This window comes from Pseudomonas sp. FG43, assembly GCF_057809175.1.
In genome coordinates this window covers 64,769-88,531 of sequence record NZ_JBMDJL010000015.1, presented here as the reverse complement: position 1 = coordinate 88,531, position 23,763 = coordinate 64,769, and the positions used below count along the sequence as shown (strand labels likewise).

Genomic DNA, 23,763 nt, shown 5'->3' with positions numbered 1-23,763 from the left:
AGAAAGCCAGCCAAAGATGGAGTTATCTTGCTTTCCTACAAAGGGAAGTGTGCTTAGCTTGATGAAAGACATGTGTATAAACATAATAACAGTGTTGTAGACGGCTAAGATGCATCTTTTTGTGGGAGAGTAGTCGTTTCCGGAAAAGAAAAGACTTGCCCACAATGAAATCAAATAGGCTATAAGGGTGAGTAGCGTGAATGATGTGAATATAATGGCTTCATTCATTGTTTTTCCTCCATTTGTAGGGCGTTATTTTATTATGTTGGGATTCGTTTTTCTCTCTTTTGGTGAAGGCAATGAAAAGCCATGAGCAAAAATAAGAAAATAAGACAGCCAACCCAGGATTGAGTTGTCTACTGCTCCGAAGACGGGAAGGATACTGAGTTTTATAAACTGTACATGAATGTTTCCTAATGCGACATTGTAGGCTAAGACGGGCCAGATTATAAAGAGTGAAAACCTTTTTCCAGAGAAATAGCGACTATACAAAAGTGAAGGTATGTAAAAAAGTAAGGAGAGGAATATAAATGCCGCATAGATAGAAGTGTCAGTCATTTTGGCATCTCCACTGGTCAATAATACTGTCGAATGTGATGCCGTCTGAAATTAAATCAACAGCGACAACTTTAGTGGGAGTTATCTTATAGGCTCTAATGTAATCTGTATGAATGTACTTAAAAAGTCGCCATGAATCAGGTTTTAGTACTAGTCTTCCCGCGCCATAGACAGAAAGCGATATATCAACTAATCCGTAAGCTACATTCCCTACACAGTCATCATATCCGCTGATTCTGGCAAGTTTCTGATATCCCTTGCGCAAGGGGCCTTCTGTGTCAGAACGTCCCGTTATGAGGTTGCGCCCATTTTCATAAACGTTGTTGGTCCCATGAGCTATTAATGAGCCGCCAAATAATAAACACAGCGTACCCATTGATGCATAACAAACTCCCACACCTCCTGCTACCTGCAGCCCACCAGCGATTACACCGATTCCTTTTTTGCCAATTTCAAAAGACTGATTAAGCAAGCTTTCCTGCTCATCCTGTATCGTTTTCAAGCCTTGCTCGACAGTCTTATCGCCTTGCTCAACATCCCTGACAATGCTCCTGGCGTAATAAGCCACTTCCCGATTGAATTGAAGCCGGAGCATTCCGTCGTTGATATGTCGCGCCGATACGGTACAGGCCTGTCCTGCTAACAGGGATGCCGCCTCGCTTACTTTCCAAAGCTCATGACTCTTTGAGGTTTCCTTTGTGCTCAATGGTTCATTCCCCGCCCCAGAAAGCGTGTCCGCGTGTTCGGGCCGAGTGGTGAGTCCAGATGATTTCGCTGTAACGGATGGATATATGCTCTTGAGCTTCTGCACCGTTCTGCAAGATGGCGTGCGGTATATCCAGCATTAACTCGGAAATAAGCCCACCTTTTATTTCAATACTATAAAACTTCTCTTGAAGGCCCTTGGGCGATGTGCGATAGAAATCGATCATGCAATCTACAGGCTCACGATTGGCCAGAGCCTGAGCCAGCAAAGGCGAAGACTTATCAACGTTCTTGACGATAATAATCGGACGATGGGTAGCGTGCTTGATGTTTCCGACATTACTCATTTGATGAGCAAAGGACAGCACCATGATTTCATTCAGATGCCCCTTCTGGCATTTATTACCAATAGATTTCTCGTCGGAGCAACCTTCTGACATGAGGCCTTGAGTATCACCCTTGATAGTCATGTAACCGTGATGAGCCATATAAAAATCATCCTGATAAATGGCTGATCAGTTTATGGGCGAGACTTTAATGAGTATGTAGGACTATTCCGAGATTGAGTTCATCCATGGATATAAGGTGTAACGAGGAGGGCGCTGGTCCGCTCATCTGTGAAATGAACGGACCAGAATACCCACGTAATCAACTACTCACTTGCGTTACTTCATCACGCTCCTTGGAAAAACCTCGCCGCACCCTGGAACCAGGTTCCATTCGACCGGCTTTGTTGCTCCTCAAGTCCCTGCCCAGGCCATGGCAACACCTGCGGTACATCCCGCAACCGGATCCACGGTTCGTTCTGCCAATGCAACATGCTCAACGACAACCCCGGCCATTGCAGCAGGCTCAGATTCGGCATGCTCTCCACCGGTGGCTCCTGCGCATCCCGCAACGCCGCGACCACCTCATTGGTAATCCAGTGCCGCAAACTGCGATGCTCGGGGTGATAGTGATGAACCAGCAACGCATATAGCCCCGACTCACTGATCATCAACGCCTCCTCAGTACGCCCATGAGTTTCCAGCCAGAGCGTACGGCGCTGGTCTGAATCAAGCTTGCTCGTGGTGCGCTCGTTGAGCGGCCAGGCAATGAGCTTGCTCAGGTCTCGGGCAGAGAACCAGGCTTGGGTTTCAAGGAGGAGGGCGCGGAGTTGGCGGTTGTAGCGGAGGAAGGTGGTGGGGGTGAATGTTTCTGCATGACGCTGTGGAGTACTGGTTGTTTGAGCTTCGTTTAGCATTATTGGCCTCTACCGGTTAGCTGAAATGTTTCGGACCAACGTAGAGATGGGGCAAGAAACCCCAACGAGCCACCCCGATAGCAGAGAATCGCTTGCTCATTCGAGCAGCATGAAACCCAGCTTTTGCTTGGAGTGACGACTTTACGTTGGGTGTTTCTTAGGCACCGGCGTGAACGATACGGGTATTGCTGCGCTGCAGATATCAGAGGAGGGCTAGCGTTGGTGTCGGACGTTTCTATGAAACATTCGTCGGAAGGCAGATATTCTGCCCATCAGCAGCACAAGCTGACTTTACCCATGCTGGCAATCTAGATACTGTTGACGGACTTTTCCTACAGGGACGTTCAGCAATGCCTTCGCTCAACCAGATTTTCTTCGGCCCACCCGGAACGGGGAAAACCTACGCGACCATTGATGCGACGTTGGAGATTCTTGATCCTGCTTACTTGGCTGCTCATCAAGGCCAGCGCACTACGTTGAAAAAACGATTTGACGACCTCGCTGAGTCAGGGGACGTTCATTTTGTGACGTTTCATCAAAGCTTTAGCTACGAAGACTTTGTCGAAGGTTTACGAGCTGAAAGTGATGATTATGGTCAACTGCGCTATAGGGTAGTGTCGGGGATTTTCAAGCGATTGTGTTCACAGCAGTTGGACGCTCCTGGACCTTTCAAGATCGGGGACAAGTACGGCAAGGGCTACAAGGTTCTTCGTTCTACAGCGGATGTTATTGAGCTTGAAAAGCCTCAGGGTAAGTACCTGCCGATTGGCATGAGCCTGCTTAACGACCTTGCTGACCACGTCAAAGCTGGCACGTTTACGGTGGATGATCTTAGAAATGGCGAATGGGACAAAAAAGCTGCTGGTTCGACACTCGAACCTTATTTAGTTAATGGTTATAAAAACTTAATTCCTTCGTTGGTTACCCAGATTGTGAGCGTTTCAGATTACGACTCTGATCAGCTTTCGTTTGAGCCGAGTTCTACCTCAAAAAACCGTGCCAAAGTTCTCATCATCGACGAGATAAATCGCGGCAACATCTCTCGTATCTTCGGCGAACTGATTACTTTAATTGAGCCGTCTAAGCGCGCTGGCTCGCCTGAAGCGCTAGAAGTCACGTTGCCTTACTCGAAGGAGCGTTTCAGTGTTCCCGATAACGTCTACCTGATCGGCACCATGAACACCGCTGACCGTTCGCTGGCTGCTTTGGACATCGCTCTTCGTCGACGCTTCACCTTTACCGAAGTCCCGCCGAATCCTGAATTGCTTCATAACGTCACGGTTGAGGGCATCGCTATCGATAGTCTCCTAGACGTGATGAACCAACGAATCGCAGTATTGCTTGATCGGGACCATTGCCTTGGTCACGCATACTTCATGCCCCTCAAGTCTGAGCCCACATTAGAGCGTTTGGAGGATATATTCCGACAGCAAATTCTCCCGCTGCTTCAAGAGTATTTCTTTGAGGATTGGCAGCGAATTCAATGGGTTTTGAATGACCAACGCAAAGCCGTAGAAAATCGTTTTCTCCTTCAGCCTAATCAAGACCTTAGTGTCTTATTTGGAGATTCGGTTGCCATCAACCAGAGTAACGAGCGTTGGGAGCTGAACGTTGAGGCATTTGGTCTGGTTGAGGCTTATCTTGGAATTATCGATCATGCCTCTCAAATATCGCATCCGCTGGTGGTAAAGGAAGCTAGTGAAGATGGGGTCACCGTGCAGCTTTTAGCCAGTGGTTCGATTGTGGTTCTGCGTGAAGGTGTTCGTGTTAGTCCGGTTTTGCCAGTGCTGCGGGAGTTTGCAGAAAAATACAACATTTCTGTTGAGTTCGGTTCGGGCTCAAAACTCAATACACGTCATCTGGGCAGAAGGGTCATCAAAGCTCTCGATGAGAGAAAAAGGTGAAAACCACCCTTATCGTTCGTGAGTATGCCCGGCTCACAACGAGTCATGTCCCAAACCCAAACCTCGATAGGGCACAAGTTTCGGCTTCGGCTTTCGATTGGTTGTGCGAGCAGAGCTCAAGGTTCAGCAAAGCCGGCGCAGCACTGGTGCAGATCGAGGATCGTCGTTGGCTCAAGCTCGATAACTATGTAGGCGTTTTGGAAACCCCTTGCGGCACTCGCATCGAAATTCTTCCCAAGCATTTTGATGAAGGCGATTGCATCCAGCAGAGCCGCGCATTGCTCAGGCGCATGATTCAAAAATCATTGAATCTTCCTACCCGTGAGGTTGGCGCCACAGCACTGCAACGTTTCGATGCCCCACTGACCGAATGGGTGATGGGTAGCTTTCTCGACGCGCTCGACCATTTAATCAAGCGTGGCCTGCGTTTCGACTACCAACGGGTTGAAGAAGAGCAACGCTATCTACGTGGCCAACTCAACACTGCACGACAAATGCGCCAGCCGCCTGGGCGACAACACCACTTCCAGATTCGTCACGATATCTTCCTTCCTGATCGCCCTGAGAATCGTCTGCTCAAAACGGCATTGGATATCGTCTGCAAAACTACCCAAGACCCACGCAACTGGCGCTTATCTCACGAGTTACGCTCAATGCTGCTGGAAATCCCAACGAGCCGCGACACCATTGCAGACTTCAAACAATGGCGAAACGACCGGCTCATGGCTCACTACCAACCGGTCAAACCTTGGTGCGAGTTGATCATTCAGCAACAGACACCTTTGGCGATTTCTGGTGAATGGCAAGGCATGAGTTTGCTGTTCCCAATGGAAAAGCTATTCGAGCGTTATGTAGCTGCGTGTTTGCGGGATTCTCTGCCGCCAGACGCAACCTTGGATGTCGAGCCCAAAAGCGAATACCTGTGCGAGCATAAAGGTAAGAAAGTCTTCCAGCTAAGGCCTGACCTGATGATCACTCAAGGGGATAAATGCTGGGTTTTGGATACTAAATGGAAGTGTTTGGATACTGGGTCTGGCGTCAAAAACTATGGGCTGAGCCAGGACGATTTCTATCAGCTTTTTGCGTATGGCCACAAATATCTTGGAGGGCAGGGGGATTTGGTTTTGATTTATCCGAGGCGGGCAGGGTTTCAGGAGGCGTTGCCGGTTTTTGAGTATTCGGCGGGGTTGAGGTTGTGGGTGGTGCCGTTTAATCTTGATATAGATTTGTTAGCTTATTCAAATGGATTAGCCTGGTGTGAAGAGTGATAATAAATTTTTCTCAATGTGCTATTTCAAGTGTTATTTTAATAAATTTTTAGTGGGCGAAAGGAATCTGATATGCTGAGTTGGAATCTGCTTTTGAATGAGGGGCGTAGAAAGGATAAGTTAAAAAATCGTAATGTGTCTGCGACTGCAAATGGTAGATTTCAAATAGAGCGAGATTATGATCGTATTCTTTTTTCGGCTCCTACGAGACGTCTCGCAGATAAGACCCAGGTGTTTCCACTCGATAAAAATGACAGCGTGAGAAATAGACTTACTCACTCTCATGAGGTTGCAACTTTGGCCCGCAGTATTGGGTTGCGGTTAGTATATGAGAACTCATCAATATTTGACGATGCAGGTTCGGATGAGTTTGTTCAGCGGAGTATACCTGCGCTGCTTGCTGCCATTGGGCTGGTTCATGATCTTGGAAACCCTCCTTTCGGGCATCAAGGAGAGTATGCGATAAGAAATTGGTTTTCAAAACATGAAGATGAGGTATTCGCAGGCGATAGTGATGCCGCGCGTGACTTTTTAAATTTTGACGGTAATGCTCAAACTGTTCGTCTTGTAACTAAGCTTCAGATTTTGAATGATCAGTTTGGATTGAATTTGACGTATGCAACACTTTCAGCTTTGATTAAATATCCTGTTTCGTCAAAGGGTATAAGTTCTGCTCGCTGGAAAAAGCAGGGCTTTTTCAAGTCTGAGGAAAAAATTGTTGCTGAGGTGTGGAAAGATACTGGACTTTCTGAGGGCGTGAGACACCCATTAACTTATGTTATGGAAGCATGTGATGATATTGCATACTCAGTACTTGATGCGGAGGATACGGTTAAGAAAGGACTTGCTTCATACTACGATCTCATTAGATATCTGGAAAAAAACTGTGGTGATGATAGTGTAGCCGTAGGTGTAGTCGCAGCCGCTAAATCGCATAGTTCGGAATTTGAAAAAGGGGCTTTAAGTCCACAAGAGTTGAATGACTGCTCAATGCAGATGTTCAGAGTTTATGCGATTACGGCAATGGTCCAAGCTGTGGTTGAGACATTTTCAAGTTTGGCGGAGTCTTTGCTACAAGGCAATCAGATTTTTAAAGGGGTTATGAGCATTTCTGCAGCTGCAAAATTTTGTAAGGTGCTTAAAGATTTTGATATGGCATACGGTTTTAAACATAAGAGTGTTCTGGAGTTAGAGCTAAGGGGCAATAACTATATTGAAGAAACCATGGATATGCTTTGGGTTGGGATACACGGTAGGCTGAATAAGAAATTTGAGTCTGAAACGCCTTTTGGTAAATATGTTTACTCAAGAATTTCAGAAAGCTATCGTCGTATTTTTGCTGATCCTAATAACGAGCTTTCGGTAGGGTATAAAGAAGCTCAGCTTTTAGCTGATGCTATTTCTGGAATGACCGATAGTTATTTGATAGCACTCCATTCTGAATTAAAGCCGCTTTATGATAGACATTGCAATTAATAATTCGGCCTTTAAGAAGCGAGTCGTAAGGTTTTTTGACTCATCTAGTAGGGCTGATGTTTCAAAATTTATTAAGCATCTTTCCTGTGCGGGAGAGGTGCTGGTTTTTGGTGGGCTGCTAAGAGATATTGCTCTATTCGGTACAAAGGGTTTTAACTCAGATATTGATTTAGTGGTTGATTACTCAGCCGAAAGGCTCGGATTTTTATTACTGGATAGTTTATGGGAGAGCACGAAAAACAAATTTGGGGGATATAGGCTTGAGGTGGGAGGCTGGACGGTGGATGTCTGGCCTATCCGTGAAACCTGGGCTTTTAAAAATACATCAGTCGCTTATTGTGGTCGAGAAAGTCTGCTCCTCACCACTATCACAAACTGGGATTCTGTGGCTTACTCTTTTAAAGATAAAAAAATAATCTCGGACGTATACTATTTAGAGTACCTTAGAAATGGTGAGTTAGATATCGTTCTTACAGATAATCCTAATCATGCTGGAGTGTTGGTGAGAATCATTAAGGCTATTTGCGATAAGCGAGCGAAAGTGTTAATGCCTAGGCTTTTGGGATATTTAAAGCAAGAGCTCCCAAAGTGGACGTCAAGCCAGATTGTTTTGGCTCAAGAACAGTTGCTTGGGAAGGTTTATCTTTCTAGCATTGAGTTTCATGAGTTTAGAGATGAGATATTTTCACTGAAAGAGGACTTGTTTGGAAGTGATTTGTTTGTAAAAGGCCGAAATTTTTCATTCGGATTCGACGAGTTACAGTAGTTGGTTATTTGATGTTATTTACTTGAGTTGGCCGTAAGGGTTGAGTAGTTGTGGGGTAGTCAACACACCAGATTATTCTCTGGTGTGTTGTTTTTTATGGACGAGCCAATAGTGGATTGGTGCGCATAAGTACGTGAATGAGCTAGTTAGTGTTTGGGTGCAGTGGTTGCTAGAATAATTGTGTGTTTTAAATTTTTAGTGAAAGCCAATCATCTTCTTTGAAATTCGTGAACCCATTAATGATAAAGTGCTGTCGATCGACTTCGTAAGTTGCGCACAATACTCTATATCCCTCTAGTATAAGGGCATCCTTTGACTCTCTTGCCCGTTTAAGAGGGTCTTTTTGTTGTGCTACTTGCTCTATGGCTGTCCGAGGAATTATTTGGTTTGTTACATTGGTAAATAAAGCCCTTATCCGTTGTACGCCACTTTCTTTTGACATGATTGATTGTCGTATTTCTGGGTGGAGTTTCATTAAGAAATTTGGAATCATTGGTGCATTATTGATTAGCCAGAAAATTCTATTTTTTCCAGCTGCAGAAACACTTCTCTTCCCGTCTTGATTTGAGCCTGTTGTAAGGTTTTCTGGAGTCATTCTTAGTAACCCCATGCTGAATTTCTCAATATCATCACTGCCACTTACCAGAATACATAGATGACCTATAGCTTCTCTCGGAATCATCCAGTTACCGGTTAATGAGAATTTTGTATCAACTTCATGGTCACATATTAGATTGTCTAAAATACGGCCTCGTTCAAGCGATAGTTTGTCTCTTATAATTATCTCTACTTTCGTTCCTATGTAAGTTTTTTCTGTTTTTTCTAGTTGTGCGATGCTGTATCTACCGGTTCGTGCTCCGTCTATGACTTCGTCAAAAGATTGACGAAGCCCTTGCGAGATAACCTTATGTAGATCCTTTTTCTTTATGAGGAAGTCGGCAACGGATTCAAGCGCAGCGTCCGGTTCAAAAAAAAACTGTTCTGTCAAGGTATTGCCCTCATGATTTGGTTGATATCATGATGCCATGCTAGGAGAAATGCAAGATTTGCTCGTTGGCTGTTAAAGGGTATAGCAGTCTAATAAGTTAGACTTTCGGTTCCGTGGTCTTGGCAATTCGTAACAGGAAGGGGTATAAAGCCCTCTGGGATTTTTTATGAGGGCTATATTAAGAGTGCTGAATGTTTTTTAACATTTATATTTTTTATAGTGCATTTTTTAATTAAGCCCGCTTGAGCTTTGATTTTGCCGACGCTGTAAGCGCAAGATTAATTTGCTCTCCTATAGCACGAGCAACTGGGGGGGGGAATGCGTTTCCTACCTGCCTATATGAGGCGGTTTTTTTTCCGCTGAATTGCCAACTATCTGGGAAACCTTGAATTCGTGCCGCCATTCTGACTGTGAGTTTTGGAAAACCTACGAAATCCTTTTCGGGCTCAGAGTTGGCAATTCCCATACCATTAACGCCAAGAGCCGCCCATGCTTTTTTAGCTCTTGTTGGTCCCAGATCAGGACCACCGTGCTTTTTACTTCCTCCCACCAGCGTTGGGGCAATTTGACACGCTAGCTCTTTCCAATGGTCTACATCTTTCCAGCCATGTAGAGCCATAAGATCATAGAGTGCCTCTCCTACCGTCGGTGCTGCTTCTGGATGTGGTGTTGGCCATTCAAAATAATCTATTAAGTCTGGTTGAAGAGCTATCAAAATAGCTCTTGGACGAAGTTGTGGAACACCATAGTCTTTAGCGTTTAGCAACTTCCATTCAGCAAAGTAACCGAGCTTTTTGAGCTCCCCAACAATTTTTTTACGATACTCTGTGAATTTTGGATCCAGTAAGCCTTTTACATTTTCTAGCATTACAACTCTTGGTCGACACTCGTCGACGAGTCGCAATGCATCTGGAAACAAATCACGCTCATCTGCATCCCCTAACTGCTTTCCTGCCTTGGAAAATGGTGGGCATGGCACTCCGCCTGCTAGTAAATCGATACCATGAAAAGCAATAGCACTGTATTCCCTAACATCACATTCTTTAACAACCCAGTTAGGACGATTTAACTGGAGGGTTGCGCATGCCGACGGTTCTATTTCCACCAAATTGAGATGGTCAAAGCCCGCTTGCTCAAGGCCTAAAGCTTGACCACCTGCACCGGCGCAAATTTCGATCGAATCCAAGGTGATACCTCTGTAGCCCTCTGTATGGATGTACAGTATGTGCTATTTTCATGTTCAAAACAGATAACATAATACCAGTTTGAAGAAAAAATCGTCTGGCGTGGCTGAGAGCCCTTTCGAGCAAAAAATCATCTGATTTGGCAGAAACCCCATAAGCGTAAGGGCTTCTTTCTGATCTACGGATTAGACGGTGCTGCTGAAAGCGTTGATCGTCCTCTTAGATCTGTCTTCCTCCATGAGGGAAGGGCGGCCACTGATGTGAAAGCGAAGCGGGTCTGGGCCTTGCGGTTTGACTGGCATCGAGCGCAGATCAACCCCGGTGTACTTGCCACTGCATTATTTTGAGCGAGGAATTCGTTGACTGAACTTCAGTTTTCGCGGGCAAGCGCGCTCCTACGGTTTGGTCGTAAGATATTGAATTTATTTGGATGGCTTCTTTGCGCTGTCGCGGGCAAGCCCCCTCCCACGGGTGCGCATTTCTTCTCAAGTGCTGCGTGAAGGCTGCTGTTCGCTCCTATTCCTCGAAGCATCCTTTCAACCGATCCCGAAAGCTCTTTATCAGTGGCTCCTTCGATCTCCCGCGTCTCAACGCCAACGAAAACGGTGCCTGATACCCGAACGTTGTCGGCAGCAACACCTTCAGCCGCTTCTGATCCACCCAGAATTGCGCGTAGTGTTCCGGCAAGTAGCCGATGTAGGCCCCGGACAGTACGAGTATCAGTTGCGCTTCCATGGATTCGACCGTCGCGGCGCTGTGTTTGAAGCCGTGGCGGGCGAGTTCGGCCTGGCTCCAGTAGCCGCGGCCGACCATGCGTTGTTGGGTGATGACTTCGGCGGGGATGCGGCGCTGGTCGAAGAGTTCGTGGCGGTCGCTGCAATACAGCCAGTGCTGTTCGCGGTACAGGCCTTGGTACATGAGGCCGTTCATGCGGATGGAGAAGGCGCCGATGGCGAGGTCGATGCGGTTTTCCTGTAAGCCCAGTTGCAGTTGCGCGGGGCTGAGTACCGAGAGGTGCAGGTGTACGGCGGGGTGTTCTTTGCTGTAGGCGCCGATGACGTCGGCCAGTGGCAGGGCCGGGTCGCTGACGGTGGTGTCGAGCACGCCGAGGTTGAGGGTGCCGCGCAGTTCGCCTTTGAGGGCGGCGCTGTAGCGCTCGAAGCCTTCGAGTTCAGCCAGCAGGCGCAGGGTTTCCTGGTGGAAGAGCTCGCCTTTGCTGGTGAGGCTGAAGCCGCCACGGCCTCGGTGGCAGAGCACAAGGCCAAGCTGGGTTTCGAGCTGGCTCATGTAGGTGCTGATGGCGGAGGTGGAGAGGTTGAGTTCCTGTTGTGCGGCGGCAAAGCCCTGATGGCGTACCACGCTGGCGAAGATGCGCAGCAGTTTGAGGTCGGGCAGGGCTGAGGACATGGGGGCTCCTGTGAATATGGCTGTCGCCAGCAAGCGGCCTCCCACAGGGATTGGTCGGGCTGGTACGAGGTGGCAGTGTATCTGGCGATAGTTTAGAAATCTCTGAAGTAATTATTTGCTGGCAGCGATGTGTCTGGTTGTCGCGGCTCTCCAGAATGGCCTTACTTTCAATATGAACAAGGTGAGGCCTCCCGTGGACAAGACTTTCCACCAGCCCCTGGGCGGCAATGAGATGCCCCGTTTCGGTGGTATCGCCACGATGATGCGCTTGCCCCATGTGCAGGCACCCGAAGAGCTGGATCGTCTGGATGCCGCGTTTGTGGGTATTCCGCTGGATATCGGGACGTCGCTGCGTTCCGGTACTCGTTTCGGGCCTCGGGAGATTCGGGCCGAGTCGGTGATGATCCGTCCTTACAACATGGCCACAGGCGCGGCGCCGTTCGACTCCTTGAACGTGGCGGACATTGGCGACGTGGCGATCAATACTTTCAACCTGCTCGATGCGGTGCGGATCATCGAGGAGGCCTACGACCGGATTCTCGGCCATGGCATCGTCCCGCTGACCCTGGGCGGCGACCACACCCTGACGCTGCCGATCCTGCGTGCCATTCACAAGAAGCACGGCAAGGTCGGGCTGGTGCATATCGATGCCCATGCCGACGTCAACGATCACATGTTCGGCGAGAAGATCGCCCACGGCACCACGTTCCGCCGCGCTCAGGAAGAAGGCTTGCTGGACAGCGACCGCGTGGTGCAGATCGGCCTGCGCGCTCAGGGTTACACCGCCGAGGATTTCAACTGGAGCCGCAAGCAGGGTTTTCGTGTGGTGCAGGCCGAGGAGTGCTGGCATCAGTCGTTGACGCCGCTGATGGCCGAGGTGCGGGAGAAGGTGGGTGGCGGGCCGGTGTATCTGTCGTTCGATATCGACGGCATCGACCCGGCCTGGGCGCCCGGCACCGGCACGCCGGAGGTCGGCGGGCTGACCACGATTCAGGCGCTGGAGATCATTCGCGGGTGTCAGGGGCTGGACTTGATTGGCTGTGATCTGGTTGAGGTGTCGCCGCCTTATGACACCACCGGCAATACCTCGTTGCTGGGCGCCAACCTGTTGTACGAAATGCTGTGTGTATTGCCGGGTGTGGTGCGTAGGTAAAGCCCCCTGGAAGTAATGCTGATCAGTGAAGGTCATGAATGACTTTGTGGGAGGCAGCTTGCTGGCGACTTCACGTACAGACGCAGCATATCTGCTGGTTTTCAGGCCTTTTTCGCCAGCAAGCTGCCTCCCACAAGTTTGTGTACCTTGACTGATCGGCATTACCCAGTAGAGCGATAAAGGGTCAGCGTGCCTGCGCTGGCCTTACAACAACCGTGACAGGCGCTGGAGCAGCACATGAACCATTCGACGCGAATTGAAACCCGCATTGAAACCTTTGGTGTCGAGCAAATACCCGACAGCCAACGCGATGCTTCCCCTATCGATCTGTTTCGCCTGATTTTCGGTGGTGCGAATACCTTTGCCACCGCTGTGCTGGGCAGTTTTCCGGTGTTGTTCGGGTTGTCGTTTCAGGCAGGGGTCTGGGCGATTGTGCTGGGTGTGCTGGTCGGGGCGTTGATATTGGCACCGATGGGTGTGTTCGGTGCGATCAATGGCACCAACAACGCGGTGTCGTCCGGTGCGCATTTCGGTGTACATGGGCGGATCATCGGCTCGTTTCTGTCGCTGCTCACGGCCGTGGCGTTCTTTTCTCTGTCGGTGTGGAGTTCCGGCGATGCGCTGGTAGGCGGCTCACGGCGGTTGGTGGGCTTGCCGGAAAACGATCTGAGCCTGGGGCTGGCCTACGGGTTGTTCGCGGTGCTGGTATTGATCGTGTGCATCTTTGGTTTTCGCTTCATGCTGTGGGTCAACAAGGTTGCGGTGTGGGCGTCGAGTCTGTTGTTTCTGCTGGGCATTCTGGCCTTTGCCGGGCCGTTTGATGCGGGGTATGCCGGCAGTGTCAGCCTGGCTCAGCCGGGTTTCTGGGCGGCGTTCATTGGGGCAGCGCTGCTAGCGATGAGTAACCCGGTCTCGTTCGGGGCTTTTCTCGGTGACTGGTCGCGCTATATCCCGCGCGATACTTCCAGGCTGCGAATCATGCTGGCAGTGCTTGTGGCACAGGCCTGTACGCTGATTCCGTTTCTGTTCGGGCTGTGTACCGCAACGTTGGTGGCGACCCAGGCTCCGCAGTACATTGAGGCGAACAATTATGTCGGCGGTCTGCTGGCCATTTCGCCAGGCTGGTTCTTTCTGCCGGTGTGTCTGATTGCAGTCATCGGCGGGTTGTCCACTGGCACCACGGCGCTGTACGGCACCGGGCTGGACATGTCGAGCATGTTCCCGCGCTTGCTCAGTCGTGCCGGAGCCACGCTGCTGATCGGGCTTGCCGCCATCGCCTTTATCTTCATCGGCCGCTTCACCTTCAATCTGGTCCAGAGCGTGTCGACCTTTGCTGTGCTGATCATTACCTGCACCAGCCCGTGGATGGTGGTGATGATTCTCGGTCTGGTCGCACGTCGCGGCTTCTATCACGCCGATGATTTACAAGTGTTTACCCGTGGTCTGCGCGGTGGACGTTACTGGTTTAACCATGGCTGGAACTGGCGTGGTCTGGGGGCGTGGATTCCCAGCGCGGTGGTTGGGCTGTGCTTCGTCAACGTGCCGGGCCAGTTTGTGGGGCCGCTGGGTGAATGGGCGGGCGGTATCGATGTCAGCCTGCCGATCACGCTAGGCCTGGCTGCGTTGCTGTACCTGACATTGCTGCGCACTTTTCCTGAGCCGGCTTCGGTGTATGGCCCCAAGGGTGCCCATCCGATGCTGGGCCGCAAGGCCATGAGCAATGTTGCCCGATCCGCCACAGGTGGGGAGGCTTGCCCATGAAACTGGAAGTCTTTCGTACGCTGTGGGGTTATCGCGGCACGTGGCAGCAGGCGCTGGATGAAGCCCGTGCAGCGGGTTTCGATGGCTTCGAGGCGCGTATTCCCGAGCAGCAGGCCGAACGTGCGGCGTTCGCGGCTTTCCTGCGTGACAACCGGGTGCCGTATATCGCGACGCTGTTCACTTCCACGCCGGTGTTGCCGTTGCAGTCAGCCACACCGGCTGAGCATCTGGCCGATTTCAGGCACAAGTTGCAACTGGCCGCCGAGCTTGAGCCGCGCTTTGTGAATGTGCTGGCTGGCAATGACCGCTGGCCGCTGGCCCGGCAGGTGGATTTTTTCGGTGAGGCGCTGGAGGTTGCATCGCGTAGCGGTTTGATTTGCAGTTTCGAGACGCACCGGGCGCGTTCGTTGTTCAATCCGTGGCTGACCCTGCAACTGATCGAGCAAGTACCGAACCTGCGTTTCACCAGCGATATCAGCCATTGGGTGGTGACGTGCGAGCGGCTGCTGGACGACCCGGCTGACGATCTCAGTGCCTTTGTCGAGCGCGTTCATCACATTCAGGCGCGGGTGGGTTACGACCAGGGCCCGCAGGTGCCGCACCCGGCAGCTCCTGAATACGCTGCGGCGTTGGCGTTTCATCAGCAGCACTGGGAAGCGATCTGGCGTTCGCAACTGGCCCGAGGTTTTACCGGCACCACCCTGACGCCCGAGTTCGGCCCCGATGGTTATCTGCATCATTTGCCTTTCACCGATGTGCCGGTGGCTGATCTGTGGAGCCTCAATGCCTGGATGGGCCGTACCGAACGCGAGCATTTCAATGCCTTCTTCAAACGTCCAGAGAACTTGCAGCCATGAGTGAACGTTCAGCCTTCACCCGGATTCCCGTGGTCGATATCCACGGTCTGTTCAGCGAGCGTCTGGAAGACCGCCAGGCTGTGGCTCAGGCACTCGGCGATGCGGCCCGGCATGTCGGTTTTCTCTACATCACCGGCCATGGCATCGCGCCAGAGTTGATCGACAACCTGCACCGCGCCGCCGAGCAGTATTTCGCCCAGCCGCTGGACGCCAAGATGCGTCATTACATCGGTGCTTCCCAGACCCACAAGGGTTTCGTGCCTGAAGGCGAAGAGGTGTATGGCACCGGTAAGCCGGATCACAAGGAAGCCTTCGATATCGGTTTCGAGGTGCCTGCCGACAACCCGCTGGTGCTCGCCGGTACGCCACTGCTTGGCCCCAATGACTGGCCGAGCCTGCCGGGTTTTCAGGCGGCGGTGCAGGCGTACTACAAGGCGGTGTTCGCGTTGGGGCATCAGTTGTTTCGCGGTTTTGCCCTGGCCCTTGGGCTGGATGAACACTCCTTCGATGACATGGCCTGTTTCCCGCCCTCGAAGCTGCGCCTGATCCATTACCCCTACGACGGCGAAGCGCAGGACGCTCCCGGCATTGGTGCTCACACCGACTATGAATGCTTCACCATCCTCAAGGCCGACCAGCCGGGCCTGGAGGTGATGAACGAGCAGGGCGAGTGGATCGACGCACCACCCTTGGGCGATGCCTTTGTGGTGAACATTGGCGACATGCTGGAAGTGATGACCGCCGGTGCTTTTGTCGCCACCGCGCATCGCGTGCGCAAGGTCAGGCAGGAGCGCTATTCGTTCCCGCTGTTCTATGCCTGCGACTACCACACCCTCATCAAGCCGTTGCCGCAGTTTGCGGCCGCTGAGCAGAGTTATGAGCCCATCGCCATTGGCGAGCACATGTGGGCCCAGGCCTTGCAGACGTATCAATACCTTCGCCAGCGCGTGGCCAACGGGCAGATTGCCTTGCCGGAACGCGCCAGAAAGCCTTCAAGCTTCGGGCACCTGAAAAACCAGAGCGTGACTTTGTGATCTGCCTTTTCCCTCAACCTGGAATGACGACTATGCAAAACACCACGCTTTCGCGCCTTGCCACTTCTGTGCTTGGCCTGTCCTTGTTGTTCGCGGGCAGCGCCCAGGCGGCACCGACTGCAACGCCCGGCACGCTCAAGGTCGGTATGGAAATCTCCTATCCGCCGTTCGAGTCCTATGACGGCGACAAGGTCGTAGGCTTTGACCCGGAAGTGTCCGCCGCGCTGGCAAAACAGATCGGTGGCCTGAAAGTCGAATTCGTCGACACGCGCTTTCCGAACCTGATCCTGGGCCTGAATGCCAACCGCTTCGACACCATCATTTCGGGCATGTACATCACCGAGGAGCGCACCAAGCAGGCGGAAGCCATCCCTTACGCGAAGGTCGGCGCAGCGATCATGGTGCGCAGCGACAGCACCGCCAAACCGCAGCAGCCTGAGGACTTGTGCGGCCTGAAAGTCGGCCTGCAACAGGGCACCAACTGGATCAACCAGCTCAAGGCGGTATCCAGCGATTACTGCGCCAAGCAGAACAAGGGCGAGATCCTGATCAGCGAATTCCCGACTACGGCTGAAGCGTCCCAGGCGCTGATGTCCGGCAACATCCAGGCCCACCTGGAAATCTCCGCCGCCGCACAAATGATCATCGACAAGGCCCGTGGCCGCATCGTCATCAGTTCGCAGAAGTCGCTGTACGCGCAGACCCTTGGTATCTACGTGAAGAAAGGCAACACCGAACTGCTGGAAAAACTGCGCAGTGCGGTCGAGGCCTACAAACAGAGCGGCGAGTACAGCCAGTTGCTCAAGAAATACAACCTGGACCCGGCGTAAATACTGCCACTGTGCAGGAGCGCGCTTGCCCGTTCGCTCCTGCAACCTTTACCTGATTCACCGAGGTCATCATGGCATTTGATTGGGCCTATTTTTTCTCGCTGTTTTCTGTCTCTGCCTTCTGGAAAGCCTGCCTTACCGTGGTTCAGTTGAGCACTCTGTCCTGGTCCATCGGGCTGGTGCTGGGCTTTCTGTTGGCCAGTGCCAAACTGTCCGGCCACGCCTGGTTGCGCATGCCGGCGAGTTTTTATATCTGGCTGTTTCGCAGCATCCCGTTATTGGTGCTGCTGGTGTTCGTCTACAACCTGCCGCAGTTGTTTCCCGTGACCGGCAGCGTGCTGTCGCAGCCGTTCTATTCCGGTCTTATCGCCTTGGTGCTGACCGAAACCGCCTACATGGCCGAGATCCATCGCGGCGGGTTGCTGTCGGTGCTCAAGGGCCAGCGTGAAGCGGCCAAGGCGCTGGGCATTCGCGGGCTCGGCGCGCAGCGGCTGGTGATCATTCCTCAGGCCATCCGCATTTCCTTGCCTACGCTGACCAACGAGTACGTGACTATCGTCAAGCTCACTTCGCTGGTGTCGGTGATTTCCCTGAACGAGTTGCTGCTGGTTGGCCAGCGCCTGTACGCACAGAACTTTCTGGTGCTGGAAACCCTGGCCGCCGTGGCCATTTATTACGTGCTGATCGTCACGCTGTTCGGCTGGTTGCTGCAATGGGCCGAGCGTCATCTGGACCTGTCACGCAAGAACGCCCGGACCCTCGATGACACGCAAGCCCAGGCCCTGCGCCAACCGGTGAGTGCCAGCAAAAAACGTTACGAGCCGACGCCAGGGCAACCCGATGCCTTGTTGCTGCGCGGCATTCAGAAGCGCTATGGCAATCACGAAGTCCTCAAGGGCATCGACCTTGTGGTCAAGCCCGGTGAGGTGATTTCCATCATCGGCCCGTCCGGCTCGGGCAAGACGTCGCTGATCCGCACGATCAACAGCCTGGAAAGCATTGATCGTGGCGAGATCGTGCTGTTCGGCAATGACTTCATCAAGGCAGGCAAGCGTGACGATGCGCCGGTCATCCGCCAGGGTATCCGGCGCATTGGCATGGTGTTCCAGAACTTCAACCTGTTTCCGCATCGCACCATCCTCGATAACGTCATCCTCGCGCCGCGTTATCACGGCCTGGCCGGTTCCGATGAGCTACGCCGCAAGGGCCATGCGCTGCTGGATCGGGTCGGGCTGCTGGCCCATGCCGACAAATACCCGCATCAGTTGTCTGGTGGTCAGCAACAGCGGGTGGCGATTGCCCGTGCTTTGGCCATGGAGCCAGACATCATGCTGTTTGACGAACCTACCTCGGCGCTGGACCCGGAGCTGGTAGGCGATGTGCTCAAGGTGATCGGTGACCTGGCCCGCGACGGCATGACCATGTTGATCGTGACCCATGAAATGGATTTTGCGCTGTCGATTTCCGACCGCATCGTGTTCATGGAAAACGGCCATGTGGTGACCGATGCTTCACCGACGTCGATCCGCAACGAGGGTGACCCACGGGTGCGCCGCTTTATCGGTCTGGAACAGGAGGCGACAGCATGACCACATGTGGTGAATTTCTCGTCCAGCAACTGCATGCCTGGGGTGTCGATACCGTGTTCGGTATTCCCGGCGTACACACTGTTGAGTTGTATCGCGGACTGCCGGGCAGCGGCATTCGCCATATCACTCCGCGCCACGAACAGGGCGCGGGTTTCATGGCTGATGGTTATGCGCGGGTCAGCGGCAAGCCGGGTGTGTGTTTCATCATCACCGGGCCAGGGATGACCAATATCCTCACCGCCATGGGCCAGGCCTATGCCGACTCGATTCCGATGCTGGTGATTTCCAGTGTCAACGAGCGGGCGCGGTTGGGGCTGGGCAACGGGTATCTGCATGAACTGCCGAACCAGCGCGCCATGGTCGCGGGTGTCAGTGCCTTCAGCCATACCCTGATGAGCGTCGAAGAGTTGCCCGCCGTGCTGGCGCGTGCTTTTGCAGTCTTCGACAGCCAGCGCCCGAGGCCGGTACACATCGAGTTGCCGCTGGACATCATCACCGCGCCCGCCGATCACTTGGCCTTGTTGCCACGCCAGATCATCGCCCGACCGGCGCCGGACCTTGCAGCCATTCATGAAGCGGCAGAACGCTTGCGCTCGGCGCGGCGCCCGCTCTTGCTGCTGGGCGGCGGTTGCGTCGCGGCCATGGATGAGGCTCGCGAGCTGGCGGCCCGTCTCGATGCGCCGACCGCCTTGACCATCAACGCCAAAGGCCTGCTGCCAGCGGATCATCCGTTGTTGCTGGGCAGCAATCAGTCACTGGTGCCGGTGCGGCAACTGGCGCTGGAGGCTGATGTGGTATTGGCGATTGGCACTGAACTGGGCGAGACCGATTATGACGTGGTGTTCGACGGTAATTTTCGGATTGGCGGTGAGTTGATCCGTATCGATATCGATGCCGAACAACTGACTCGCAACCATGCGCCGAGCCTGGCCATCCTCAGCGATGCCCGTCAGGCGATGCGTGCCTTGCTGGCCGAGTTGCCGGCCCGTGCTGCAAGCCCCGACAGTCCGGGAGCTCAGCGAGCGGCTGCGGTGCGCAAACAACTGGCTGAGGATTTCAGCGGCTGGGCGCATTACCGGCGGTTATTTGAGTGTGTGCTGGAAGTGTTGCCCGAGGCGCGTTTTGTCGGGGATTCGACACAGACCGTGTACAGCGGCAATCACCTGGTCGAACTGAATGGCCCGCGCCGCTGGTTCAACGCCTCCACCGGCTACGGCACGCTGGGCTACGGCCTGCCAGCCGCACTCGGCGCAAAACTGGCCGAGCCTGAACGAGCGGTAATCAGCCTGATGGGGGATGGCGGCATCCAGTTCACACTGCCAGAACTGGCCAGTGCCGTGGAAGCGCGAATCGCTATCATCGTGCTGTTGTGGAATAACCAGGGCTATGGCGAGATCAAGCGCTACATGGAGCGCCGGGACATCACACCGCTAGGCGTGGACATCTACACCCCGGACTTCCTCGCAATTGCCCGAGGTTTCGGCTGTGCCGCCGAACGCGCCCGTGACCATGCGCACCTGCAAACCCTGCTGCGCGAAGCCCCGGATGATCGCCCGCTGATCATTGAAATCAACGAAGCACCACCGTTTGCGCCGTGAGTGAAGAAGCCGTCGCCAGCAAGCTGCCTCCCACGCAATTGTGGGAGGCTTTTCGCGAATGAATTCGCTCCTACGGCGGTAGGAGCGAATTTATTCGCGAAGAGAAGAAGAGCCGATCAATCCCAGCTCAACGCACCGCCAGTCTGGTACTCGATAACCCGAGTCTCGAAGAAGTTCTTCTCTTTCTTCAAGTCCATGATCTCGCTCATCCATGGGAACGGGTTGTTGGTGCCCGGGTATTCTTCTTTCAGGCCGATCTGCGACAGGCGACGGTTGGCGATGAATTTGAGGTAGTCCTCCATCATCGCTGCGTTCATGCCCAGTACGCCGCGAGGCATGGTGTCGCGGGCGTATTCGATTTCCAGCTGGGTGCCTTGCAGGATCATCTGCGTGGCTTCTTCCTTCATCTCGTTATCCCACAGGTGCGGGTTTTCGATCTTGATCTGGTTGATCACGTCGATGCCGAAGTTCAGGTGCATGGACTCGTCGCGCAGGATGTACTGGAACTGCTCGGCGACGCCGGTCATCTTGTTGCGGCGGCCCATGGAGAGGATCTGGGTGAAGCCGCAATAGAAGAAGATGCCTTCCAGAACGCAGTAGTAGGCGATCAGGTTGCGCAGCAGTTCCTTGTCGGTTTCGACGGTGCCGGTCTCGAACTTCGGATCGGAGATCGAGCGGGTGTATTTCAGGCCCCAGGCTGCTTTTTTAGCGACCGATGGAATCTCGTGGTACATGTTGAAGATCTCGCCTTCATCCATGGCCAGCGATTCGATGCAGTACTGGTAAGCGTGGGTGTGGATCGCTTCCTCGAAGGCCTGGCGCAGGATGTACTGGCGGCACTCGGGGTTGGTGATCAGGCGGTACACGGCCAGCACGAGGTTGTTGGCAACCAGGGAGTCGGCGGTGGAGAAGAAGCCCAGGTTGCGCATCACGATGCGGCGCTCGTCGTCGGTCAGGCCTTCCGGGTTTTTCCAGAGGGCGATGTCGGCGGTCATGTTGACTTCTTGCGGCATCCAGTGGTTTGCGCAGCCGTCCAGGTACTTCTGCCATGCCCAGTCATATTTGAAAGGCACGAGCTGGTTGAGGTCGGCGCGGCAGTTGATCATGCGCTTTTCATCGACCGCGACGCGGGCCGAGGCACCTTCGAGTTCAGCAAGACCTTCGGCAACGTCCAGAGCGTCCAGCGCTTTCTTGGCGCGGATCAGGGCGGCGGAGTCGTTGGCGGTAATTGCACGGGCTTCCAGTGCCGCAGCGCCACCGGCGCTGTCCAGGCGGTCCATCGTGGCGTCGTGAGCCTGTGCAGCCTGGTTGGGTTTGGAGGCTACTTCGCCTTCGTCTTTGTCGAATTCGTCCCAGCTCAGCATGGTGGTAAAGCTCCTGTGCGTGAGGGTGCCAGCGGCAACCGCTTGGATTTTCAAGTGTGGATCGCCAGCGTTGCGAACGGTGCACGCTGGCAGTGATTTTTCGAGGTTTACTCGGAGTCTTTTCGTGATCGGCCGATCTATGAAATTGTCGGTCGTTCAATGAGCTTGTGGCGTTGGCTCACAAGCGAGCAATACGGGTCTTTGGGGTTGCTTTCAGGTGAGCCAGCTTTGCATTTGCAAATGGTCATTTGAGTACCCTGGAGCAAGGGGCGGGAGTATACAGATTTTTCCCCGCAGCTTGTTCATCCGTAATGAGTTTGCTGTGTGATTTCGCGCTTTTTTTCAGGTTTGCACGTGCATTTTCACTGCACCGAAAATGGGCGACAAACGAAGCGAAAATCCCTTATGTAGTGTTTTTTACAATTGGAAACGCAGGATATAGTGCCTTGGCTTTTCCGGCAATGGCTCATTGGCCACGTTTTCCGAGCGTTTGTTTAGAGCATGATCTGGGTCAAGAGTTGCACCTGCCCGTAGACAGTGGCTCTCAGAGGAATGCGAAAATTTCATGCGCCTGAATGCTGTCGATTTTCCTGTCGGTAAATCGACGAATGGCCAGCAGAGAGATTATGGAATGCTATCGGTTCGGCGTGGTCTGGCCGTGCGTAAACTGCTACCGGTCATGGCCGTGTTTGCAACGCCATGACCGGAATCCTTGCAGGTTACTTTTGCGCCAGTAATGCCTTTCTGGCTGCCTTTTCATCCTTCATGGCGGCGATTTCACGCTCGCAGGCTTCGACATCGAACGAGTTGTCCCATTTGGCAATGGCGAGGGTGCCGATGCCATTGCCGATCAGGTTGGTCACGGCTCGTGCTTCGTTCAGGAACCGGTCAATGCCCAGGAGCAGAACGAGGCCTACCAGAGGAATGGAGTGGATGGTTGTGAGCGTTGCTGCGAGGGTTACGAAGCCCGCACCCGCCACGCCGGCCGAGCCTTTTGAGGTCAGCAGGAATACGCCCAGAAGAATCATCTGATCCATGAAGGTCAGGGGCGTGTTGGTCGCCTGGGCGATGAAGATGGCGGCCATGGTGAGATAGATGCAGGTGCCGTCGGCATTGAAGGTGTACCCCGTTGGCAGCACCATGCCCACCACGGATTTCTTGCAGCCGAGCTTTTCAAGTTTCACCATCATTCGCGGCAGTACGGCTTCAGTCGAGCAGGTCCCCAGGGTGATGAGAATTTCATCTTTGAAATATCTAAGAAACTGCATCAGGGGCATGCCCGACCATCTGGCAACCGCACCCAGTATGACCACGATGAAAATCAGGGTCGTGATGTAGAGCGCGACCAGCAACTGGCCGAGTGAAAGCAAGGTACCAATCCCGTACTTGCCAATGGTGAACGCCATGCCGGCACCGGCCCCGAGCGGAGCCAGGCGCATGACCATCGCAACGATCTTGAACAGGCCTTGCAGGAACAGATCAATGGTGTTGATCAGCGGCTTGCTGGTTTCGCCCATTTGAACCAGGGCTACCCCCATCAGGACCGAGAGCAGAATAACCTGAAGCATCACCCCATTGGAGAATGCGCCCAGGAAGGTATGGGGGATGATGTTGAGGAAGAACTCAATGGTGCCGCCTTGCTCGCTTGCCGCCTGGCTGTACTTGCTGATCGCACTTCCATCCAGCGCGCTGGCGTTGATGTTCATCCCTACGCCAGGTTTCACGATGTTGACCACAACAAGGCCGAGAACAAGGGCGATGGTCGAAAGAATCTCGAAGTAGATCAGCGCTTTCACGCCAATCCGCCCGACCTCTTTGATACTGCCCATCTTGGCGATACCCACGACGACTGTACCGAAAATGATGGGTGCCAACAGCATCTTGATCAGTTTGATGAAGCCATCGGCGAAGGGTTGCAGCTTGGCTCCGATATCCGGCACGAAGTAACCGATTGCGGCACCGATCACGATGCCGATAAGCACCTGCACATACAGCTGGCTGTACCAGCGGGACTTGGAAGTTTCCACGGAAGCACCTCATTTTATTGTTGTGATGGGCATGTGGCTTGGCGTTGGGTG

The 23,763-nt window shown here is 53.2% G+C and carries 19 protein-coding genes; 11 read left to right on the top strand and 8 right to left on the bottom strand.

Annotated features, from left to right (window positions below; genetic code table 11):
- Positions 1 to 550: 550 nt before the first annotated feature.
- The 3 genes from ACODS3_RS17840 to ACODS3_RS17830 all read right to left on the bottom strand — a co-directional run bounded on the left by ACODS3_RS17840 (position 551) and on the right by ACODS3_RS17830 (position 2,506).
- A complete protein-coding gene (locus ACODS3_RS17840) occupies positions 551 to 1,264 on the bottom strand; it encodes a DUF4225 domain-containing protein (RefSeq protein WP_489035535.1) in 714 nt (237 codons plus the stop codon).
- Between the two features lie 4 nt (positions 1,265 to 1,268).
- The gene (locus ACODS3_RS17835) at positions 1,269 to 1,751 is read right to left on the bottom strand and encodes an Hcp family type VI secretion system effector (RefSeq protein WP_201000014.1); all 483 of its coding nucleotides are present in this window, start codon (positions 1,749 to 1,751) and stop codon (positions 1,269 to 1,271) included.
- A gap of 185 nt (positions 1,752 to 1,936) precedes the next feature.
- A complete protein-coding gene (locus tag ACODS3_RS17830) occupies positions 1,937 to 2,506 on the bottom strand; it encodes a BRO-N domain-containing protein (protein ID WP_095067518.1) in 570 nt (189 codons plus the stop codon).
- A gap of 350 nt (positions 2,507 to 2,856) precedes the next feature.
- On the opposite strand from ACODS3_RS17830, the gene ACODS3_RS17825 reads away from it, so the two are divergent.
- The 4 genes from ACODS3_RS17825 (at position 2,857) to ACODS3_RS17810 (ending at position 7,920) form a co-directional block, all read left to right on the top strand.
- On the top strand, positions 2,857 to 4,410 hold the full coding sequence (locus tag ACODS3_RS17825; protein ID WP_489035533.1) for an McrB family protein: 1,554 nt from the start codon (positions 2,857 to 2,859) through the stop codon (positions 4,408 to 4,410).
- Complete coding sequence (locus ACODS3_RS17820) at positions 4,407 to 5,678, top strand: McrC family protein (protein ID WP_489035531.1); 1,272 nt, start codon at positions 4,407 to 4,409, stop codon at positions 5,676 to 5,678. Before ACODS3_RS17825 ends, ACODS3_RS17820 begins: the two co-directional genes overlap by 4 nt.
- Positions 5,679 to 5,750: 72 nt before the next feature.
- A complete protein-coding gene (gene dgt / locus ACODS3_RS17815; protein ID WP_489035529.1) occupies positions 5,751 to 7,154 on the top strand; it encodes a dGTP triphosphohydrolase in 1,404 nt (467 codons plus the stop codon).
- Complete coding sequence (locus ACODS3_RS17810) at positions 7,135 to 7,920, top strand: hypothetical protein (RefSeq protein WP_489035527.1); 786 nt, start codon at positions 7,135 to 7,137, stop codon at positions 7,918 to 7,920. Before dgt ends, ACODS3_RS17810 begins: the two co-directional genes overlap by 20 nt.
- 187 nt (positions 7,921 to 8,107) lie before the next feature.
- Here ACODS3_RS17810 and ACODS3_RS17805 read toward each other — a convergent pair whose 3' ends face one another.
- The 3 genes from ACODS3_RS17805 to ACODS3_RS17795 form a co-directional block, all read right to left on the bottom strand.
- Positions 8,108 to 8,908: a NaeI family type II restriction endonuclease gene (locus ACODS3_RS17805; protein ID WP_489035525.1), complete on the bottom strand. Its 801-nt coding sequence runs from the start codon at positions 8,906 to 8,908 to the stop codon at positions 8,108 to 8,110.
- A gap of 232 nt (positions 8,909 to 9,140) precedes the next feature.
- Entirely contained in the window at positions 9,141 to 10,094 is a 954-nt protein-coding gene (locus ACODS3_RS17800) for a DNA cytosine methyltransferase (RefSeq protein ID WP_489035523.1), read from the bottom strand.
- Positions 10,095 to 10,608: 514 nt separating this feature from the next.
- The gene (locus tag ACODS3_RS17795) at positions 10,609 to 11,499 is read right to left on the bottom strand and encodes a LysR family transcriptional regulator (RefSeq protein WP_095067512.1); all 891 of its coding nucleotides are present in this window, start codon (positions 11,497 to 11,499) and stop codon (positions 10,609 to 10,611) included.
- A 193-nt stretch (positions 11,500 to 11,692) separates the two neighbouring features.
- Here ACODS3_RS17795 and speB point away from each other — a divergent pair, with 193 nt between their 5' ends.
- From speB to ACODS3_RS17760, 7 genes are all read left to right on the top strand, one after another.
- Positions 11,693 to 12,652, top strand: a complete 960-nt coding sequence (speB, locus tag ACODS3_RS17790) for an agmatinase (protein ID WP_463530715.1) — start codon at positions 11,693 to 11,695, stop codon at positions 12,650 to 12,652.
- A gap of 237 nt (positions 12,653 to 12,889) precedes the next feature.
- Entirely contained in the window at positions 12,890 to 14,413 is a 1,524-nt protein-coding gene (locus tag ACODS3_RS17785; protein WP_489035521.1) for a purine-cytosine permease family protein, read from the top strand.
- Entirely contained in the window at positions 14,410 to 15,270 is an 861-nt protein-coding gene (locus tag ACODS3_RS17780; RefSeq protein WP_489035519.1) for a sugar phosphate isomerase/epimerase family protein, read from the top strand. The genes ACODS3_RS17785 and ACODS3_RS17780 overlap by 4 nt, the downstream gene beginning before the upstream one ends.
- On the top strand, positions 15,267 to 16,304 hold the full coding sequence (locus tag ACODS3_RS17775; protein WP_489035517.1) for an isopenicillin N synthase family dioxygenase: 1,038 nt from the start codon (positions 15,267 to 15,269) through the stop codon (positions 16,302 to 16,304). Before ACODS3_RS17780 ends, ACODS3_RS17775 begins: the two co-directional genes overlap by 4 nt.
- A gap of 32 nt (positions 16,305 to 16,336) precedes the next feature.
- Positions 16,337 to 17,134: a transporter substrate-binding domain-containing protein gene (locus ACODS3_RS17770; protein ID WP_201017275.1), complete on the top strand. Its 798-nt coding sequence runs from the start codon at positions 16,337 to 16,339 to the stop codon at positions 17,132 to 17,134.
- A 71-nt stretch (positions 17,135 to 17,205) separates the two neighbouring features.
- Entirely contained in the window at positions 17,206 to 18,723 is a 1,518-nt protein-coding gene (locus tag ACODS3_RS17765) for an amino acid ABC transporter permease/ATP-binding protein (protein WP_489035515.1), read from the top strand.
- Positions 18,720 to 20,321: a 5-guanidino-2-oxopentanoate decarboxylase gene (locus ACODS3_RS17760; protein WP_489035513.1), complete on the top strand. Its 1,602-nt coding sequence runs from the start codon at positions 18,720 to 18,722 to the stop codon at positions 20,319 to 20,321. Before ACODS3_RS17765 ends, ACODS3_RS17760 begins: the two co-directional genes overlap by 4 nt.
- A 116-nt stretch (positions 20,322 to 20,437) precedes the next feature.
- Here ACODS3_RS17760 and ACODS3_RS17755 read toward each other — a convergent pair whose 3' ends face one another.
- Both ACODS3_RS17755 and dctA read right to left on the bottom strand, forming a co-directional pair.
- Positions 20,438 to 21,685: a ribonucleotide-diphosphate reductase subunit beta gene (locus ACODS3_RS17755; protein ID WP_201017272.1), complete on the bottom strand. Its 1,248-nt coding sequence runs from the start codon at positions 21,683 to 21,685 to the stop codon at positions 20,438 to 20,440.
- Between the two features lie 719 nt (positions 21,686 to 22,404).
- Positions 22,405 to 23,712 carry a C4-dicarboxylate transporter DctA gene (gene dctA / locus ACODS3_RS17750; RefSeq protein ID WP_304574395.1) on the bottom strand — a complete coding sequence of 436 codons (1,308 nt, stop codon included), beginning with the start codon at positions 23,710 to 23,712 and terminating at the stop codon, positions 22,405 to 22,407.
- Between the last annotated feature and the right edge of the window lie 51 nt (positions 23,713 to 23,763).

What these genes read in the sequence shown, in the direction of transcription:
- ACODS3_RS17835 (WP_201000014.1), bottom strand. Translation starts at nt 1,751, where the DNA reads ATGGCTCATCACGGTTACATGACTATCAAGGGTGATACTCAAGGCCTC.
- ACODS3_RS17830 (WP_095067518.1), bottom strand. Translation starts at nt 2,506, where the DNA reads ATGCTAAACGAAGCTCAAACAACCAGTACTCCACAGCGTCATGCAGAA.
- ACODS3_RS17825 (WP_489035533.1), top strand. Translation starts at nt 2,857, where the DNA reads ATGCCTTCGCTCAACCAGATTTTCTTCGGCCCACCCGGAACGGGGAAA.
- dgt (WP_489035529.1), top strand. Translation starts at nt 5,751, where the DNA reads ATGCTGAGTTGGAATCTGCTTTTGAATGAGGGGCGTAGAAAGGATAAG.
- ACODS3_RS17810 (WP_489035527.1), top strand. Translation starts at nt 7,135, where the DNA reads ATGATAGACATTGCAATTAATAATTCGGCCTTTAAGAAGCGAGTCGTA.
- ACODS3_RS17795 (WP_095067512.1), bottom strand. Translation starts at nt 11,499, where the DNA reads ATGTCCTCAGCCCTGCCCGACCTCAAACTGCTGCGCATCTTCGCCAGC.
- ACODS3_RS17785 (WP_489035521.1), top strand. Translation starts at nt 12,890, where the DNA reads ATGAACCATTCGACGCGAATTGAAACCCGCATTGAAACCTTTGGTGTC.
- ACODS3_RS17780 (WP_489035519.1), top strand. Translation starts at nt 14,410, where the DNA reads ATGAAACTGGAAGTCTTTCGTACGCTGTGGGGTTATCGCGGCACGTGG.
- ACODS3_RS17775 (WP_489035517.1), top strand. Translation starts at nt 15,267, where the DNA reads ATGAGTGAACGTTCAGCCTTCACCCGGATTCCCGTGGTCGATATCCAC.
- ACODS3_RS17770 (WP_201017275.1), top strand. Translation starts at nt 16,337, where the DNA reads ATGCAAAACACCACGCTTTCGCGCCTTGCCACTTCTGTGCTTGGCCTG.
- ACODS3_RS17765 (WP_489035515.1), top strand. Translation starts at nt 17,206, where the DNA reads ATGGCATTTGATTGGGCCTATTTTTTCTCGCTGTTTTCTGTCTCTGCC.
- ACODS3_RS17760 (WP_489035513.1), top strand. Translation starts at nt 18,720, where the DNA reads ATGACCACATGTGGTGAATTTCTCGTCCAGCAACTGCATGCCTGGGGT.
- ACODS3_RS17755 (WP_201017272.1), bottom strand. Translation starts at nt 21,685, where the DNA reads ATGCTGAGCTGGGACGAATTCGACAAAGACGAAGGCGAAGTAGCCTCC.